Raw genomic sequence first — 17591 nt, forward strand, 5'->3', positions numbered from 1 at the left:
ACAATCAGTTAATGCAAAGGGGCTACTACTAATCTTTCATCAATATAGTCTGTTAGTTTTTGTGCTAAATCGGCTGGACTGCCAATAAAACCACAATACCCTGAATCAATAATCGCCTGAGGTTGACTTGGGCAAGCGCTTAAGCTGGGATCTTGTACCCACAATTGACTGTTATTTTCTTGAATGAGATCCAGATACTGCGAACCATCATTACCCATGCCGGAAAATATAATATTGATAAGCTCGCTACCATAAACGTCGCTGGTGTTTTTAAGAATCTGACCAATCGCGGGCTTATACTCACCCTCCCAAGCTTGCTCTAGTAATATAACTCGACCAGTAGAGTCACAAACAATCTGCTTATCAATAGGAGCTATAAGACACTGGCCTGCTCTTAAACGCTGCGAAGAAGTAATCACCTGACAATGCCAGTCATTATGGCGATTCAGGATGCGTGGCAGTGTGCCAATCATCGTTTTATTAAAATGGTGCGCCAGCAAAATACACACTGGTAGCGTCGCCGACAAGTTATCCAAAAATTCTTTTATAGCACTCGGCCCACCCATAGAAGCACCCAAAAATACTACGTAGCGCCAGTCTGCATCAGCATTATCAGGTTTGTGCACGGGTGCATCCATTAAAACGGGTAATGCCAGCATATGTGCCAGCTTACGCTTTAATTTGCGCTGCCATTTGGCATATTGCGGCGCTTCATTTAGGTAAGGTGCTTGACTAAAACCCACCAACACCGCAGCAGGTTTAGATGCCGTAGTCGCGGATACCACACTGTCGTCGTAATCACTATCTATTAGCCAGATGTCAACCGAGGTATCAGAGCGCCCCTGTTTTTCTTGCAGTTGCGCCCGTGACATACAGCCAACAAGGCTAAAACCACAACTGCGTACAGTATCTGAAAAGGCCATACGCTGATGATGGTCTTCTGCCACTACCATCACCTTAATATCATCCTTGTTTTTTCCTCTTAGCGCCAAGACACGTGCATTATCCTTCATAAGTTAAGCTGACCTTTTGACCCAGTATGTGCTGGATTTTATTAAGTAGCTCTTGTTCTTGGAATGGCTTACCCATGTAATCATTCACACCAATTTCCAGTGCACGCTCACGATGCTTTTCACCTGTACGTGATGTGATCATGATGATTGGGATATGTTGTAAGCGCTTGCTGTGTCTCACTTGAGTAGCCACCTCGAAACCATCCATACGTGGCATCTCAATGTCGAGCAATATCATGTCTGGTATCATGTCTTGTAATATCTCAATTGCATCGATACCATCTTTTGCCACGGCCACAGTAAACCCTTGGCGCTCTAAGAAACGTGACGTCACTTTACGTACGGTAACAGAGTCATCAACCACTAAAATAGTAGACTTAAACTCTAAACGACTCCGTTTAGCATCAGCAGATTGCGAGATATTTTTGACCAACTGCGCATTACGCATCAAAGCAATCAGGTCTAAGATAAGCATTACTGAACCATCGCCCATGATAGTCGCTGCTGAAATACCTGGTAGATTCGATAACTGTTGTCCTAGAGGTTTGACCACGACTTCAATACGTGACCCTGCAATCTGATCAACCTGCAATGCAATATTCTGTCCGCTACGATTCTTGATGATAATAAGTGGCAAACTGGTATTGGTATTAACGACCAGCTCATTCAGTTCATTGCCTGACAAAATCTCATTTAAATAACGCACTCGATAATCAACATCTTCAAAGTTCAACGTTGCATCGCCTGACTGGTAATAGTCATAAAGCTTCTCTGGATTAATCCGTACCACACGCTCAATCTGTACCAAAGGTATCGCATAATAGCGATCCGCGGCACGCACAACCAATGCATCAGATACCGCAACCGTCAGTGGTAAACGCATCGTAAAGCGTGAGCCTTTGCCCAGCTCTGAAACAACTGATACAGCGCCACCTAATTGACGAATCTCGCTGATGACCACGTCCATGCCCACGCCACGTCCAGAAATCTGCGTTACTTGCTTACTGGTACTCAATCCAGCATGGAAAATATACTGCATGATATCAAGATCAGTTAGGCTATTATCATTTGCATCAATCAAGCCTTGCGAAATGGCTTTGTTACGAACGGCTTCTACATCGATGCCGCGACCGTCATCTATTAACTGAATGACAATCTCACTACCTTCTCGATTTACCTCAAGAGTAATGCGACCACTACGCTCTTTACCTGCTTTTAAACGCGTTGAGGTATTTTCGATACCATGATCGACGGCGTTACGGAGCATATGTTCAAGCGGTGAAGTGATGCGCTCTAGAATGGTTCTATCCATCTCATCATCGGCATTGATGATCGTTAATTCGACAGATTTATTCAGCTCATTGGCAGTTTGTCGTACGATACGCTCAAGACGTGGCGTTAAGCGCGTAAACGGCACCATACGTGAATTCATAAGCCCATCTTGTAACTCGGTCTGTGTACGAGACAGCTGTAATAAAAGGCTTTCACTGTCTCGTGTTTTTTCTAATAAAGTATGATTAATATCAATCAAATCTGAGGCTGACTCTGTCAAAGATTTGGACAACTGATTTAAAGAAGAATATTGATCCATCTCTAGAGGATCAAATCCTTCGTGATTAATCAGCTCATCGTCTATCTGCGACAAGATCTGCGCCTCAAGCTCGATTTCCATTCGGCGTAACTGATCAGCCAAGCGCTGTACCGTAATACCCATATCTTCGATACTATTGGTCAAGCTACTCATGCCCATATCGATACGAGCACGGTTGATGGCTGACTCACCAGACAGATTAATCATATGCTCGATCAAACCACCTGAAATACGAATCATCTCGTTATTATTGGCACTCTGATCTTCCTCACCCGTACTGCTGAGCATAGAAGGCATCTCGCTAATATCTTTTGCCAGATACTGTGAGTCTTGCTGCTCTCTAGCAATAAAGAGCGCTTCATGCTGCGATTGTAGGGATTCTTTAGGAATTTGCTTTAGGCTGTCAGGATTTTTACTAAATTGCTGCAATGCCTCAATCAATAGTGCAGGCGTCGGTGGATTGACATGTTGTCTAAGGATAGAGATTGCATCAGCAAGCCAGTCATGACTGGCAACCAGCAACTCCAATACTTTTTTGGTAGCAGGACGACGATTATCTACAAAATCTGTATAAACCGATTCCATTTCATGAGCCAGATCAGCGATACCAGCTGCGGTGACCATTCGTGCGCCGCCTTTGATGGTATGCAAATCACGCTGCAATGCCTGTAATGCTGTCGTATTATTGGTATCTTTTAAGAACAGTTGCAGATACTTATTACGATTGGTGAGCTCTTCAGCTTCTTCTAAAAACACCGACAATATATCAGGATCTGGCAAACCATTCGCCCATGACTGTTTAATCATCATGTCTAGGCTCAAGGTATCAGATACGTCAGCGCTGAGGTGAGCGTTGTTAGCCACCCTATTTTGTGCTTCAGGTTCGAAGTGGGTTTTCGGAATAGGTATGATTAGCTCTACCGTTTCTGGCAAGGCTTGGGCTTTTACAAACTGTTGTAGTTGCTCAATCAGCGCTGAGGCAAAAAATGATTTTTTATGATTTACGATATGCAGTACTTGCAACGACATTGTGTCTTGCACTATTTGCATTATTTCAAGCCATTGTGCTGTCGGTATTCTTCTATTCTCTACAAATGCTTCATAGACACTTTCAGCTTCATGGGTCAGATCACCAATACTACGAATACCTGCCATTCGCGCACCACCTTTGATAGTGTGCAGATGGCGCTGTAAAACTTTTAGTGCATTTATATTGCTGATATCAGCACGCCACTTATTAAAACTCTCATCCAGCGCGGCATCGAGCTCTTGAGCTTCTTCTAAAAATATCTCTAATAGCTCAGCATCAGTATCAATAGATTCAAGCTGTAGCTCAGGTGCTGCAACGGCTCTCACGACAAAGATACCCTCATCACCATTGCTATCATCGTCTTGGTAAATACGTTGTAGATCTGCAATAACTTGTTGGTCAATCTTCAATGACGTGCTACCAGCCAATGCGTCGAACAAACCAACCAGTTGAGCATGACCAGCGTGTAAAACCGCTTGGGTATCGATATTTCTTGCTGTATCAATATTATCATTCAAATAGGCATAAGCGTGACCCAATTCATTGAGAATAGAGGTGAATTTTGGAAACGCTTCTGCTTTATTGGCTAAGTAAGCTATTTGCGATATTTGCTGCGATATATAGCCCTGAACATGTGCTGTCTCAGAGTGATTAAGTGCGTCATCTAATTCCCACTCAGCATCCAATAGTTCATCAATATTATTATCTAACAACTGCTCTATCGTTGGTTTGTTATCAGCCGTGACCTTATCATCGCTAATGACGTATTGATCACCAAGCATGGCTTGCAATGAGGCTATATCTTGCTGACTTTGCGCATCTTCGATCGATATATTTTGCGGCTGAACGTTTTGCTTGTAGTTGTTTAAATAACCGTCCATTAGCGTAGCAGACTTCGCCAATGCTTCTAGATGTTGAGCATTCATCGCAGTATCTTGCTGCTGTAGTAGCTCTAAGCTATGCTCTATCGTTGCGCTAACCTCGCTGATCGCTGCTAAAGCGCTAGAACCTGAAGCCCCTCGCAAGGTATGAAATGCGCGTACAATCTCATCCGTTACTTCAATATAAGACTGATCTTGATGCTCATCAACGAATTGGTCAATATCTTGCAACAGTCCTTCTGCTTCGTCGATAAAAATCTCACAAAACATTTTTTCTTCTTCGCTTTGCGGTGCTAAATAAATAGGCGCTTCTGCTATCATTTCATTGACAGAATTAATCGTCTGCAGCGTGGTATCTATCTCTGTATTAAGATTATCTTGGGTCGGGCTATGCTCATCAATAGCAGGCGACAGTACTGACGCTTGGATGGTCTCATCCTCAGAACTATTTGATGCTTGCTCATACAAGGCAGAATAGCTAAATTCGTCCCCTTGCTGTTTGCTATAAGCATTGGCGCATGCGATCCATAAAGGCACCATCGCTGGATAATTTTGGCTGTCATTTTCAAATACTGTTAGCATCGCAGGATAGGCAGCTAACACATCAGCAATAAGCTGACGCATATCTGCTGAGACAGTCACACTATGATCCAAAATGCGATTAAGCATATTTTCTATAGCCCAAGCCAGCTCAGCCGTATAATTTGCACCGACCATACGACCGGAACCTTTTAAGGTATGGAACCCTCGACGAATATCCACCAATCCGCTTAAGTCGGCTGGCAATAATCGCCAATCTTCATATAAAGGTACAATCTCAGCCAATACTTCATCAGCTTCTTCTAAGAATATCTCTTTAATATCAGGATCGGCATCATGAGCATCTGCCGATAGCTGCTCGGTTTCTTGCATAAAAGGTTTGAGTATCGCTGGAATATCAATAGCAGATAAGGAAGCAACAGCAGTGCTCTTTGTACTATCAGTAGTTGTCTCGTTTGATTCATTGCTCATGTCGAGAGCAGTTAGCAATTCAGCATCATCATCGAATGGAGGCGATAGTTCTAATGCTGAGTCTGAATCAGCAGTGACAGCATCTAATATAGTCAGCCCAGCATTGATAGGTTGCTGTGTCATGAGGTTATGGCTTTGTAGAATAGTAATAGCAGGATCAAAGCTTGGAGATTGTTGCGCTTCAAAATCTATCACTAATGCTGGTAGCCGTTTTGCCGTATCCATCACCAGATTTACGACGTCATCTGTAACAGGCAGCGTTTTATCTAACAGACGATTGAGCAGATTTTCGATCGACCATGCCATCTCGCTGATGCTAAAAGCCCCAACCATACGTCCTGAGCCTTTTAAGGTATGGAACCCTCTACGCACCTCAGTGAGTGGGGTTAAATCCTTTGAATCTTGCTGCCAAATAGGTAAAAAGTCTTCTAAATCAGCAATGACTTCCGTCACCTCTTCGATAAAGATGTCACGAATCTCTGCGTCCATCTCAAAATTATCAGGCTTAACTTGCTCACGAGCACGCGTTAATGCGTCACTCTCCGTACTATCACCATCAGCCGTATCTTGCCCTACCACACGCTCATGATCTACATCAGTCAAAGCTTGGTTAGCAACATCATTTTGACTATTAGCAGGAGCAATCTCGCCACTATCATCGTAACGCAATACGTTGGTCGCTACGGATTTTTGGGTAAGGAAAGTGTCGCTAATCGTCTCTGGCGATGCAATATAATGAGTAAGAAGTTGGGCGGCCGTCGCAGTATACTCATTTGCCCGCATTAATAGCTGCTGGTCAAAAACCTGCTGTGCAAGGTAGTCAAGCAACAATTCAATAGACGTTAGCCCTTCAGCCAATGCCTGAGTCACATCCCAACTGAGTACGTCAATCTCATGAATGGTCAATTGTGTAAATATGCTTGCCATATCATTCATGGTTTGACGAATTGATGGCAATCCCATGTCGGCAAAAGCATCACCAATATCGGTAAAATCAGCAGCAATGGGCAGTAAGTCAATGTCTTGACGCTGTACATATTCATGGAAGCTTTGTTTGACATCTTCTACCGCGATGCGCAGCTCACGTAAACTTCCACCAACAGAAGCTGTCGCAGGACTTGTTTCCGACTGCGTTTCAATACCTTCAAACGTTGCAGACAATGTCGTAAAAGAAGCAGCATCCCCTATCTTGAGAGATATCGTCTGTTCAGTATGATAGATAGCGTTATATAGCTCTTGAAGCTGACGCTCAATCTGCCATTGTTCTTGCGCAAATCCTGTTTCTGATGATAGAGCCTGCTCTATGTCTGTAGCAATTGCATGTATTTGCGACACGTAATAAGTCCAACCTCGACCTTCGAGTTGACTTTGTATTTTCTGTAAAGGAATGAGAAGCGTGTCTGGCTTATCCAAAGTAAAGATAAGTGTCTCAAGCTCACTGAGTATACGTGGTAAAAAACGTGATCCCGTTGACGACGTTTGCGACAAATCATTTAGGAGTGACTGAGTGCGCTTGCTACTTTGAGCAAGGCTATTTAGTTCGACATACACCCTTATGATTAAGCTTCGAATAACGCTTGATGACAACTCAGCTTGCTGAGTGCGAGACTCTATTACTTGATCCAGCTGACTTAGCAATGACGCATAATGCTCAGGTAATGGGGTATCATTATGAGCAAGGTCATTTAGCCACAGTTCCGTTAAGTACCAAAGGCGTTGTAAGTCATCATGTTGAGTGGTCTGCCATAAGTATTGGCTAACTCTTTCTAGTGTAGTCAATAAGGACGGCTGATTGGTATTGGCACTCAATAACGCTTGTACTTGCTGTCGCCAAACCAGTAATAATTGTTGATAGTGATAATCAGCTAAATGCGTCGCCGTTCTATTCGCCGGCATCATCACTTCGATGCTATTAATACCATCGATAATATGATCATCGATAGCATGATTATTTAGATTCTTATGCTGAGTATTCGCCAAGCTGACCGAGATATCTGGCGCTACCCCCAGTTTCGATAGTGCTTGAGTAAGCTCGTCAGCAGCATTATCAATTAAAATGGTGTTTTGATTACCCATACCTGCGTATTGATTCAACTCACGCTGTAGTAAGCGATGAGAAAACTGACCAATGCGGCGGTCGTTAGCAGAAATACTATCGCGACTGCTAACGTCTGCCAGCAAGCTCAGTTTATTGGCAAGATCTGCTAATAAATTAAGGCGAATCATCGTTAGCGCGCCGCCAACCTGATGATAATGTTGCACCATCTGCTCGTAATCAGTGCTATCAGCGTCTAACTGCCAGCCATCAGATATCTGTGATAATTGCTGATTAAACAGTGGTAATAACCACTCAAGCGTCACTATGTCATTGGGCTGGTTTTTCATAGGGTTATCCTAACTTGTCTAGGCACTAATCTAGGCATTAATTTTTTGCCACACATTAACCTGTGGGTGCGCAATACGGCGCATATTTGAAGGACGCCAAAACAACGCCTCACCTGGAGCCAATATAATATATCCACCTAACGCACACTGCTCTGATAGCCTTGCCAAAATATCACGCTGATCAAACTTGCGAAAATATAGCAGCATATTTTGACAGATAATGACATGCTGAAGGTGCGAAGTGGGTGGTTTTTGCTCAATAATATTGTGTAAAGCGAAGCTAACATAGCGTCGTAACATTGGCGCAATCTGCCAGTCTGCCTGAGTGCCAGTCATCGCCTTTTTTGCGGTAGACACCTTATAAAAATGCGATTGACTGATATCACACTTAGCTCGCAATGGCTGAACGAACTGCTGGCACAGGTCTGGAATTAACGACTGCTGCCGCTTATCATACTGCCCTAGTCGTGCTTTCGTAATGGCTTGTTGGCTAACATCCGTACCCAATATCGTATAATTAATCAATTGTTCAGAAGCCAAGCTCATTGCCAATGACCATGTTTCTTGTCCACTGGCACAACCAACACTCCAAATGCGAAATAAATCATTAGCATCATTGTTGTGACCACGATCAGTACTAGTGGCAGTAAGCTGCTGGCGCTGATGCTGTAATGCACACTTTGTGACAAAATCGATAGAAGGCATATGACGAAAAAAACGACTTTCGTGAATCAGTACTTTATCCAATAACTGCTGGCGTACTTCATCGTTTTTTGATAGTTGACACCACAGCTTTTCAACTGTTAATCCATGTGATAATGCCGTGTGTTCAATCGCATTTATCAACCATTGCAGCTGGACATTGGGTAGAACAAAACCTATCTCTTGTTCTATATATCGCTGCCACTGCCGCACATCAAAACTGTCTGCCTGCAGCAAACCCTTAATCAACGAGGGCTTGACTGCTTTGATAGAATTGCTGTCTGGTTGAGTAAAGTTATTCACGTCACCTGCTATAGTCACTGCTGCAAATCATCGTATCTGCACAGTATATTATTAACACATTAATTTAAAAACGGTCAGTGGTCTCACACCTACTTGACGTTAACACTTGTCATTACACACTTGCTGATAACGCTTCTTCGCTATCCAACATCTCGTTTTCTAGTAGCTCATCATCGTTCGATACTTTAAAACCAGTGACTGACTCTTGCAATGCTGCAGCCATTTCGCTCAGCTCACCAATAGAGCGCGCGGTTGCCATTGTGCCAGAAGAGGTCTGTGAGGTAATATCTTGAATAATATTCATCGTATGAGAGATGTGACCAGCAGATTCTGCCTGCTGCAAAGCGGCGTTTGAGATGTTTTGAATCAAGTCAGCCAAGGTATTAGAAACGCTCTGCACTTCTTCTAGGGCTTCACCAGCATCTTTTGCCAAACGTGCACCGCGCACAACTTCAGAGGTCGTCGATTCCATTGACATAACTGCTTCGTTGGTATCTGCCTGAATGGTTTTTACCAAGGTTTCAATCTGTTTGGTAGCGTTAGCTGAACGCTCAGCAAGACGTTGGACTTCATCAGCAACGACCGCAAAGCCTCGACCAGCCTCACCTGCCATCGATGCCTGAATAGCAGCATTCAATGCCAAAACGTTGGTCTGATCAGCAATATCATTAATCAAACCAACGATATCACCAATTTCTTGCGAAGACTCACCAAGACGTTTAATACGTTTTGAGGTCTCTTGAATCTGATCACGAATCACGTTCATACCTTCAATAGAGCGCTGTACAACTTCCGCTCCATTATGAGAGATGGCTACTGAGCGCTGAGCAACAGTCGCTGATTCTGAAGCGTTGTTCGAAACTTGGTCAATCGATACTGTCATCTCATTAATAGCCGCTGATACACCAGCAATTTCTTGTGCTTGGTGCTCAGATGCTTCAGCAAGTTCGACTGCATTCATCTGTGTTTGGTCTGAAGACTGCGAAACGCGGTCAGCCGTGTTGTTAATAACCAAAACCAATTGACGTAATTGGTCAATCGCAAAGTTCACTGAGTCAGCAATTGCCCCAGTAAAATCTTCTGATACGGTGGCATTAACGGTCAAATCACCTTCTGCTAAATCACCCAATTCATCAAGTAGACGTAGAATAGCAATCTGGTTACGTTCATTTTCTTCTTGAATTTGACGCGCTCGCTCAGATTCCGCTTCTGCTTCCTGACGACGACGCAAGGTTTCTTTTTCAATGAGTAGACGCTCTGATCCCCCACGCTGCTTCAGTAACTGATACAGAGCAAAAAGGATGCCTAATACCCCTACGACAAATATAATCGCTGGTAAAGTAACGGATTGATTAAAATCAGCCAAGTACTGACTTACTGACGATAACGAATTGACCAGCCAAATCAGGCAGGCCACACTTATTAGCACAAAAAACCCTAACAATAACTTCCACTTGCTATTAGCGTCCTTGCCATCTGTTGTATTGGTCGTACCAGCTACAGGTTTCTTTATAACATCACTCATCGTACGTATTCCTTTCAAACAATCATCAAAGTCTCATCGTGACTGACTTTGACAATCTTATTGTTATAAAAACAACAGTGATTAGCAAAGCCTGTATGAATACTGACACCCAACCGTATCATGTCATTCGCTATTATTTCGTCATCGTTATAGCAGCCAGATAGCTGTTATCGACTGCTATATTGCAGCATCGGTATACTGCAAGTCTTGTGCGAGCAGGCTTGGCATAAAAACATACCAATCTTGCTCATTTTTAAAGAACTTACCGTGATTATAAGGAGCAAAGGGCGAATTAGGCTCTATAGCTTCTGCACGGTATTGATCATGCGTAAATTGTTCAATCCCAATAACTTGATCCACTAACAGTCCTGAAAAGAGATTGTCATGTTCAATGACAATGACTTTGCGTTGGCTCATTTGCGTTAAACGACTAGGAACCTGTAGAAACTGAGACAAATCGGTGATTGGCAATAGACGTCCGCGAATATTGGCGATGCCTAGCATCCAAGGCTTCACTAGAGGCAAGCTGGTATACTCTGGCATGGCCAATACTTCTGATACTTGACCCATCGGTGCAACTAACCGCTGTCCGCCAATCTCGAATACCACACCTTGCCAGTCATACTCTTGTCCACCGCGGCGACCACTTTTGCGCGCGCGTGCCAAGTCTGCTAAACGCAGAAGCTCAATAAACCCTCTGGAAGCCACAATCTACTCCATTACTTTACGAATGATATTAACCAATCCATTTTCGTCAACGGGCTTAGCCATATACTCTTTAGCGCCTTGGCGTTTTCCCCAAACTCGATCGGTTTCCTGATTTTTGGTACTGATCATAATCACTGGAATATGCGCGGTGGTTTTACCTCGAGTAATTTTACGAGTGGCCTGAAAACCGTTCATCTCAGGCATAACCACGTCCATTAAAATGACATCTGGTAAGTGATCAATCGCCATCTGGCAACCTTGCTCACCATTTATGGCCTCTAATACTTTAAAATTATGTCTGGCAAGCATGTCGCGAAATTTCGCCATCTCAGATGGTGAGTCGTCAATGACTAAAACTGTAGTCATAGGAATTTCCTTTATTTTCGAAAGTATCCATAAGGATATGTTGTTATATTATTGAGACAATCCGACTGAAAGTAGCACGCCAACCATGAATGGCAGGGCCACTCTCTTAACAGTTTCGATTAAATATTAAGCAATTATTAGTAATATTTTATCAATACTAAATCTCTTAACCGTAATGCCTAGCCTAATTTATCTGATTCTATATAAAGCATAGCAATGCATAAATGATACCAACTTGTAAGACGATATTTAACGATATATCTACAAGCGGACTTATTTATATTAGCGGTACTGATTAATTGCCTCGAACAGCTCATCTTTACTAAATGGCTTGGTCAGATACTCATCTGAACCCACGATACGACCACGCGCTTTGTCAAATAAGCCATCTTTAGACGACAACATAATCACAGGTTTGCTGGCATAATCAGGGTTATTTTTTATTAGCGCACAAGTCTGATAGCCATCCAAACGCGGCATCATGATGTCGACAAAAATAATATCTGGATTGTTATCGACAATTTTTGCTAAAGCATCAAAACCATCAATGGCGGTCACAACTTCGCAACCCGCTTTTTGTAATAAAGTCTCTGCGGTACGGCGAATGGTTTTTGAATCATCAATTACCATTACTTTTAAACCATCAAAATTATTTTCCATTATCAGTGTCCTATAAACGACTATTTATTCTTAATACCATCCATCAATGCAAAAATTTAACGGTTATTTCAACTTGTCATATCATCCATTATTGGACTGATATGAGACGCTAAATTTGCATTACCATATGTTATGACAGTCGACATATCATCTGCCAGTATCTGCCTGTCAAACAGAGCGTCAACATGGGCTACTATACGCACTTTCTAATTAATAAGCTTACTAAATTGCGCCAAATCTATGGCTTTTTAGACAACTTATTTTGCTTTTATTATCGTCCACTGCAACCGTATTTGGCTTCAAACAAGGTAAAGTACCTTTTATTACTGATGACCATGACCATGACCATGACGATAAAAGAGGTAAGCCCGAAGCAGAAGAACCATCAACCTTATGATATTTCTGCATTATATAGAAACGCTTGGCACATTGCTGAATAATTTTCTTTTGTGATAAAAATGTATCATTGTATTTTGTTATGTTTGTTTTAGCACAGTTATCGACTAATTTCCAGTTATGAGTGAGCCAATATCCGAACTGGTCAGTAATATAAAAATATGTTCAGACTTACCATCCCTCCTACCTTAGCTAATGACTGGATTTAGTAGCCTTAATGTCAGTGGTTTATTAAGTTTTCCGCACTTATTTCACCCAGTGGCAATTCACTATATAATAAAACGATGACTACTATGGTGACTGCTATGACGGCTTCTAAATTTTTAAAAAATAGCACCTATCTACTGAGTGCTTTTCTTCTTGCTGCCTGTCAGCCATCACCGCCTACCAATGAGCCTGTGACTGCAGAAAATAGTGAGACTGTAGATACCCCTATTGTCATTACCGACGATAGTGTGACCATGACGCCAGATCATATATTGAGCATAAAACCTTCACGTTATCAGCCCAGTCTTGGTTTACAAGGTAAGATCGAACCTATCAAACAGACTAAGCTTGTCGCTGCATACCCCATTAACGTCGAAGAAATACTGGTTACTGAGGGTCAATGGGTAGAAAAAGATATGCCGCTGCTTATTGTTCGACGCGTGCAATCAGAAAGCAAAACAGCAGATGCATCCAACCCAGCCAAGGAAAAATCTTCGGCATCGAACAGCGTTGCCCCAGATTCTGAGATGACGAACGATGCGGTTGATGTAAAGCAAACACACTCACAAAAAACAGACGCTAGCTCAAAACCAAATCAGCCTACAGCAGAAAATAGCGCAACAACCACTAAAAACGACCCAATTGCTAACAAAGAAGAGGCAGCAGCAAACGCCACAGTGGGCGCTCCTAAAAACGCAGTCGGCAATCTTAAAAACAATGACCAAACCAGCGCCAATAGCACGGCGAGCTCAAAACCGCAGCAGAGTCAGTATAACTTGGTCACTGTGCGTGCCAGTTTTTCTGGTCGTGTAAAAAACTTATATGCCAAAGCAGGTCAAAGACTAGAGGCGCGCACGCCTTTATTACAGCTTAGCGATGAAACTAAATTACACTTTATCGCGACCCTACCTATTCAAGCAGAACCGCAACTTTCGGTTGGTCAGACTGTCAATTTTACAGCTGAAGGTATGTCGGAACAGTTCACAGGACAAGTCAGTAAACTGACCGCGACCAGCCAGCCGAAAAAGCTGCTGGTCTATGTTAACGTCATTGACAATGAAGCAAGTCGAGACAAGCTGTTGCCAGATATGAAAGTCACGGGGCGGGTTAATTATGGTCAAATAGATGTGGGCACTATCGTGCCTAAGCGCGCGTTGCACGATGTTGACTTGACAGAATTACAAACGTCACCATATAAGCCTCTGTCACCGTTGACTGCTAACGTGTGGATTATTGGACAGGATCAGCGCCTGACACGCCAGCCTATTGAAGTAGTCGAATATGACCCTATCACAAAGCAGTATTTAATTGCGGGTATTAGCAACGACAGTTTGATTTGTTTGGCTGATTTACCGGCTGATGCTAAAGGTAAAAAAGTCAATGTCTCATAGCTATGCATGCCGACAGTTACATTGTGTAGAAACATTAACAAAGCCTCTCTTGTTTTGTAACTGCGTAATTAGGCAATATGGCCGTACAATATATAGCATTAACCGAGTATTCTGAAGCATTAGTATTAAATGACTCAATATCTTGAAAGTTTGAGAACCTAGAGGCTTAATCGTTTAACTGTTTGAGATCCTAAAATCAGCGATGTATTTATCGTGATACAAAATATCAAAACGGATGAAACGTTTGGCCAACCATAACAACAACTAGAGGATAACCCATGAGCAAGCAGATTTTATTAATCGAAGATGATCCTGATCTAGCTGAGTTAATCAGCGATTACCTGACCATGAATTATTATGACGTCCATCATGCAGGGCTTGGTCAAGAAGGTCTTGATTTATTGGATGCCAAAGAGCGTGACATTGATTTGGTCGTACTTGACTTAATGCTACCTGATATGGATGGTATGCAAGTTTGTCAAAAAATTCGCGGCAATAAAAACAACATGACCAATAAAGTGCCAATTATCATGTTGACCGCGAAAGGCGATACCACCGATCGCGTGCTAGGTCTTGAGATGGGTGCTGACGATTATATATCTAAGCCTTTTGAGCCACGCGAGCTTCTCGCTCGAATCCGTGCTGTTATTCGCCGTCATGAGCAGCCCAATCAAGCAGATAGCCAGTCTGACAGCTTGACCTTTGGTCGTTTGAGTGTCTTTCCTGACAGCCATGAAGTGACCATCGACGATGAGCCTGTCCGTTTAACGACGCATCAGTTTCAATTATTGCATTACTTTGCCACCCATTCTGGTAAAGTATTGAATCGCGAGCAACTGTGGCAAGCCATGCCCAATGATGACAGCTCAGATAATATCGATCGCGCCATTGATGTTCATATCTCGCGTCTGCGTGCTTTAATTGAAGACAACCCACGCCAGCCAAAACGTATTATTACGGTACGCGGTGTTGGTTATCAATTTGCCACTGATCAGGTTTAATCACAAAAGCGGCAAATTAATCGATAAAAACCATACTTTTGATTTGTTTATGCAAATTAGAAGTATGAATCGATATAAACGGCTGATAGTAGAGATGGTTTAATGCAGCAGTTGGGATTTCGTTCGGTATTTGCCAAGTTATTTGCCAGTGTCATGCTGGCACTTATTTTATTTGCAGTGGCGATGGTGCTGTTGACGCAACTTGTGCATGATAAAGATGCAAGTATTCGATCAGAAGTATTGGCCACTCAGATTTTAGGACAAATAGACCCTTTCTTGCATGAGCTGAATATCTCTGTTAGCGAGGACAATCGCTTGCAAGCACGCTTTATGCTAGCAGTGGTCAAAAAGAGCTTTGATATCTTTGATGAGTCATTACAGGCAAAGATGGGCTTGTATGACAGCGAAGGTCGATTGCTAATGCAAACGGATAACAGCGATTTGCCATTGGAGTTGCCCGCACCGCCCTCTTTATTTTCACGCGTTTTTCCCTCTCTCGCAGACACCTCCCCTACCAAGCAAGCTCAGGTTTATAGCAGCACCGGCTATACGCTTTTGTATGAATCACGCTTACCGCCTAAAAAACCAGTACTCTCCTCTGCGCTGAATTTATTTACTGGCACACTACTGCTGTTACTTATTATGGCAGGTGTCCTATGGTGGATTGCTCGTACCATCACTTGGCGCATCAATCAGATGAGCCAGCAGATGGCGCAACTGGGTGATGGTGATTTTACCGTACGGGTGAATGCTCGTGGTAACGATGAGATCGCCTCACTAGCGCGTGGATTTAACCAAGCAGCACAAAAAATCGAACACCTTATCGATGCCAATAACCTGCTCTTAGCACATGCTTCTCATGAGCTACGTACCCCCATTACTCGTATTCGCTTACAGATTGAGATGATGGATATGCTCGCAGGAGCGCTACCATCTGATACCAAAGCAAAGTTTGATAAACGTGCGCAAGCGATTAACCGCGATTTGTCAGGGCTCAATGATTTGGTAGAAAGTATCTTACTGGTGAGTCGTTTAGACGCCGGTCATGCCTTGCAGCAAGTTGAAAGTTTAGATTTATATGATTTAGTGAATCAAGAACGGCAACATTATCCTGAAGCGACGCTCATTGGTGAACATATTGTGATCGATGGTCAATCATCGATGTTGACCCATTTGATTCGCAACTTGTTAACCAATGCTATGCTACACGGCAAGCCGCCCGTGACGGTACTATTGTATGGCGTGCAAACTGTTGATGAAGCAGATACCATACCTGATTACCTGCTACAAACGATACTCTGCAGTAGCTTTGCCGATTATAATAGCTCTGATTTTGACTCCTATCAACAACCAATCGAGGTTAATGAAGACGATACGCATAATCATATTGCGCATAGTAATATTACGCATAGTCATACACACTCAAACGATTCTTCTCATATTACTGGTAAAGTTAAATCTGAAGCAACGGATGCTATTATCGTGTTGCCAGCACCACCGATATATAGAAACGGAGAAAATATTGCGGTTGAGCATGATCTCAATTCTGATACCGATACCGATGTGAATATAGAGACTAAAATCGATAAGGCTGATATTAATACCAACAGCGACATTGACTCTATTGAGACCTGTGCGACTTCAACAGAATCTACTGATGTGGATAGTGTTCAAACTGACTCAAGTACTTCGACAAACTCAGTCAACAGTAACGATACCGTTGGAAGCACCAGTGCATCCTCATTGATTGCTAATTATCATAACTTTACCAATGATTTGACTGACAAAATTAAAAAGATGGTTTGGAAAGCAGTTCCTGACACTGAAGAGCCGTCTGCAGTTATCAATGACGCTAAGAGTACTGCCTTGAATGATGCAATTCCTAAATCCAAAGGTGCCATAATAAATAAAGGTGGCAATACACGCGATAAGGGTGATGCTCAAAACAACACTCAAAATCCTACAGAAGTACTCAGTACACCGCGCAAAGAAGGCTTGTTTGCCAAGCATCTAAAAAAAGCCAAGACCGATCCTGTACGCCCATTACCGAAATATGCAGTATTGGCAGTGATTGATGAAGGCACGGGTATTCCAGAAGACAAACGTGAAGAAGTATTTAGCCCATTTGTGCGGTTGCAACAAAAAAATAAAGGCTCTGGACTAGGCTTATCGCTAGTATCACAAATCGTTACCGCCCATCAAGGGCGCATCATTACTGATACGTTGAATGGACATACCAGGTTTTTAGTTGTCATACCAGTCAAGCACGACCCACATTATCACCAACATGACTAGGGCGTTTCTTCAATTTACTCTATTAACCTTTAAATGGGCTAAAAATGGCTAAATTTTGCCAAACATCGTCAAATAGCGTATCAATATCTCGATATTATTTGCGCTACTTTCCCTGTTTGACGGCAA

Annotated in this window: 9 protein-coding genes and 1 pseudogene; 3 read left to right on the plus strand and 7 right to left on the minus strand. The window is 42.7% G+C overall.

All coding sequences use genetic code 11. The features are described 5' to 3' along the window. Nucleotides 1-8 precede the first annotated feature (8 nt). The 7 genes and pseudogenes from ACT3S4_RS03400 to pilG all read right to left on the minus strand — a co-directional run bounded on the left by ACT3S4_RS03400 (nucleotide 9) and on the right by pilG (nucleotide 12175). Entirely contained in the window at nucleotides 9-1013 is a 1005-nt protein-coding gene (locus ACT3S4_RS03400) for a chemotaxis protein CheB (protein ID WP_198330169.1), read from the minus strand. Continuing rightward, complete coding sequence (locus ACT3S4_RS03405) at nucleotides 1003-7911, minus strand: Hpt domain-containing protein (RefSeq protein ID WP_444760449.1); 6909 nt, start codon at nucleotides 7909-7911, stop codon at nucleotides 1003-1005. The genes ACT3S4_RS03400 and ACT3S4_RS03405 overlap by 11 nt, the downstream gene beginning before the upstream one ends. A 30-nt stretch (nucleotides 7912-7941) precedes the next feature. Beyond that, on the minus strand, nucleotides 7942-8916 hold the full coding sequence (locus ACT3S4_RS03410) for a CheR family methyltransferase (protein WP_444760450.1): 975 nt from the start codon (nucleotides 8914-8916) through the stop codon (nucleotides 7942-7944). Nucleotides 8917-9028: 112 nt separating this feature from the next. Continuing rightward, nucleotides 9029-10102, minus strand: a pseudogene (locus ACT3S4_RS03415) (methyl-accepting chemotaxis protein); the annotation flags it as partial. A 516-nt stretch (nucleotides 10103-10618) separates the two neighbouring features. Then, entirely contained in the window at nucleotides 10619-11149 is a 531-nt protein-coding gene (locus ACT3S4_RS03420) for a chemotaxis protein CheW (protein ID WP_055124771.1), read from the minus strand. A 3-nt stretch (nucleotides 11150-11152) separates the two neighbouring features. Further along, a complete protein-coding gene (locus ACT3S4_RS03425) occupies nucleotides 11153-11515 on the minus strand; it encodes a response regulator (protein WP_045444033.1) in 363 nt (120 codons plus the stop codon). Nucleotides 11516-11797: 282 nt separating this feature from the next. Then, nucleotides 11798-12175 (minus strand): twitching motility response regulator PilG, encoded by a 378-nt coding sequence (gene pilG / locus ACT3S4_RS03430; RefSeq protein ID WP_045453505.1) that lies wholly within the window; start codon nucleotides 12173-12175, stop codon nucleotides 11798-11800. Nucleotides 12176-12876: 701 nt separating this feature from the next. Here pilG and ACT3S4_RS03435 point away from each other — a divergent pair. The 3 genes from ACT3S4_RS03435 to ACT3S4_RS03445 all read left to right on the plus strand — a co-directional run bounded on the left by ACT3S4_RS03435 (nucleotide 12877) and on the right by ACT3S4_RS03445 (nucleotide 17465). Beyond that, entirely contained in the window at nucleotides 12877-14169 is a 1293-nt protein-coding gene (locus ACT3S4_RS03435; protein WP_444760451.1) for an efflux RND transporter periplasmic adaptor subunit, read from the plus strand. A gap of 278 nt (nucleotides 14170-14447) precedes the next feature. Next, nucleotides 14448-15170 carry a response regulator transcription factor gene (locus ACT3S4_RS03440; protein WP_045444030.1) on the plus strand — a complete coding sequence of 241 codons (723 nt, stop codon included), beginning with the start codon at nucleotides 14448-14450 and terminating at the stop codon, nucleotides 15168-15170. A gap of 102 nt (nucleotides 15171-15272) precedes the next feature. Then, nucleotides 15273-17465: an ATP-binding protein gene (locus tag ACT3S4_RS03445; protein WP_444760452.1), complete on the plus strand. Its 2193-nt coding sequence runs from the start codon at nucleotides 15273-15275 to the stop codon at nucleotides 17463-17465. Nucleotides 17466-17591 lie beyond the last annotated feature (126 nt).

The organism is Psychrobacter sp. AOP30-A2-5 (genome assembly GCF_052378115.1).
Taxonomy (GTDB): Bacteria; Pseudomonadota; Gammaproteobacteria; order Pseudomonadales; family Moraxellaceae; genus Psychrobacter.

What these genes read in the sequence shown, in the direction of transcription:
- ACT3S4_RS03400 (WP_198330169.1), bottom strand. Translation starts at nt 1,013, where the DNA reads ATGAAGGATAATGCACGTGTCTTGGCGCTAAGAGGAAAAAACAAGGAT.
- ACT3S4_RS03405 (WP_444760449.1), bottom strand. Translation starts at nt 7,911, where the DNA reads ATGAAAAACCAGCCCAATGACATAGTGACGCTTGAGTGGTTATTACCA.
- ACT3S4_RS03425 (WP_045444033.1), bottom strand. Translation starts at nt 11,515, where the DNA reads ATGACTACAGTTTTAGTCATTGACGACTCACCATCTGAGATGGCGAAA.
- pilG (WP_045453505.1), bottom strand. Translation starts at nt 12,175, where the DNA reads ATGGAAAATAATTTTGATGGTTTAAAAGTAATGGTAATTGATGATTCA.
- ACT3S4_RS03435 (WP_444760451.1), top strand. Translation starts at nt 12,877, where the DNA reads ATGACGGCTTCTAAATTTTTAAAAAATAGCACCTATCTACTGAGTGCT.
- ACT3S4_RS03440 (WP_045444030.1), top strand. Translation starts at nt 14,448, where the DNA reads ATGAGCAAGCAGATTTTATTAATCGAAGATGATCCTGATCTAGCTGAG.
- ACT3S4_RS03445 (WP_444760452.1), top strand. Translation starts at nt 15,273, where the DNA reads ATGCAGCAGTTGGGATTTCGTTCGGTATTTGCCAAGTTATTTGCCAGT.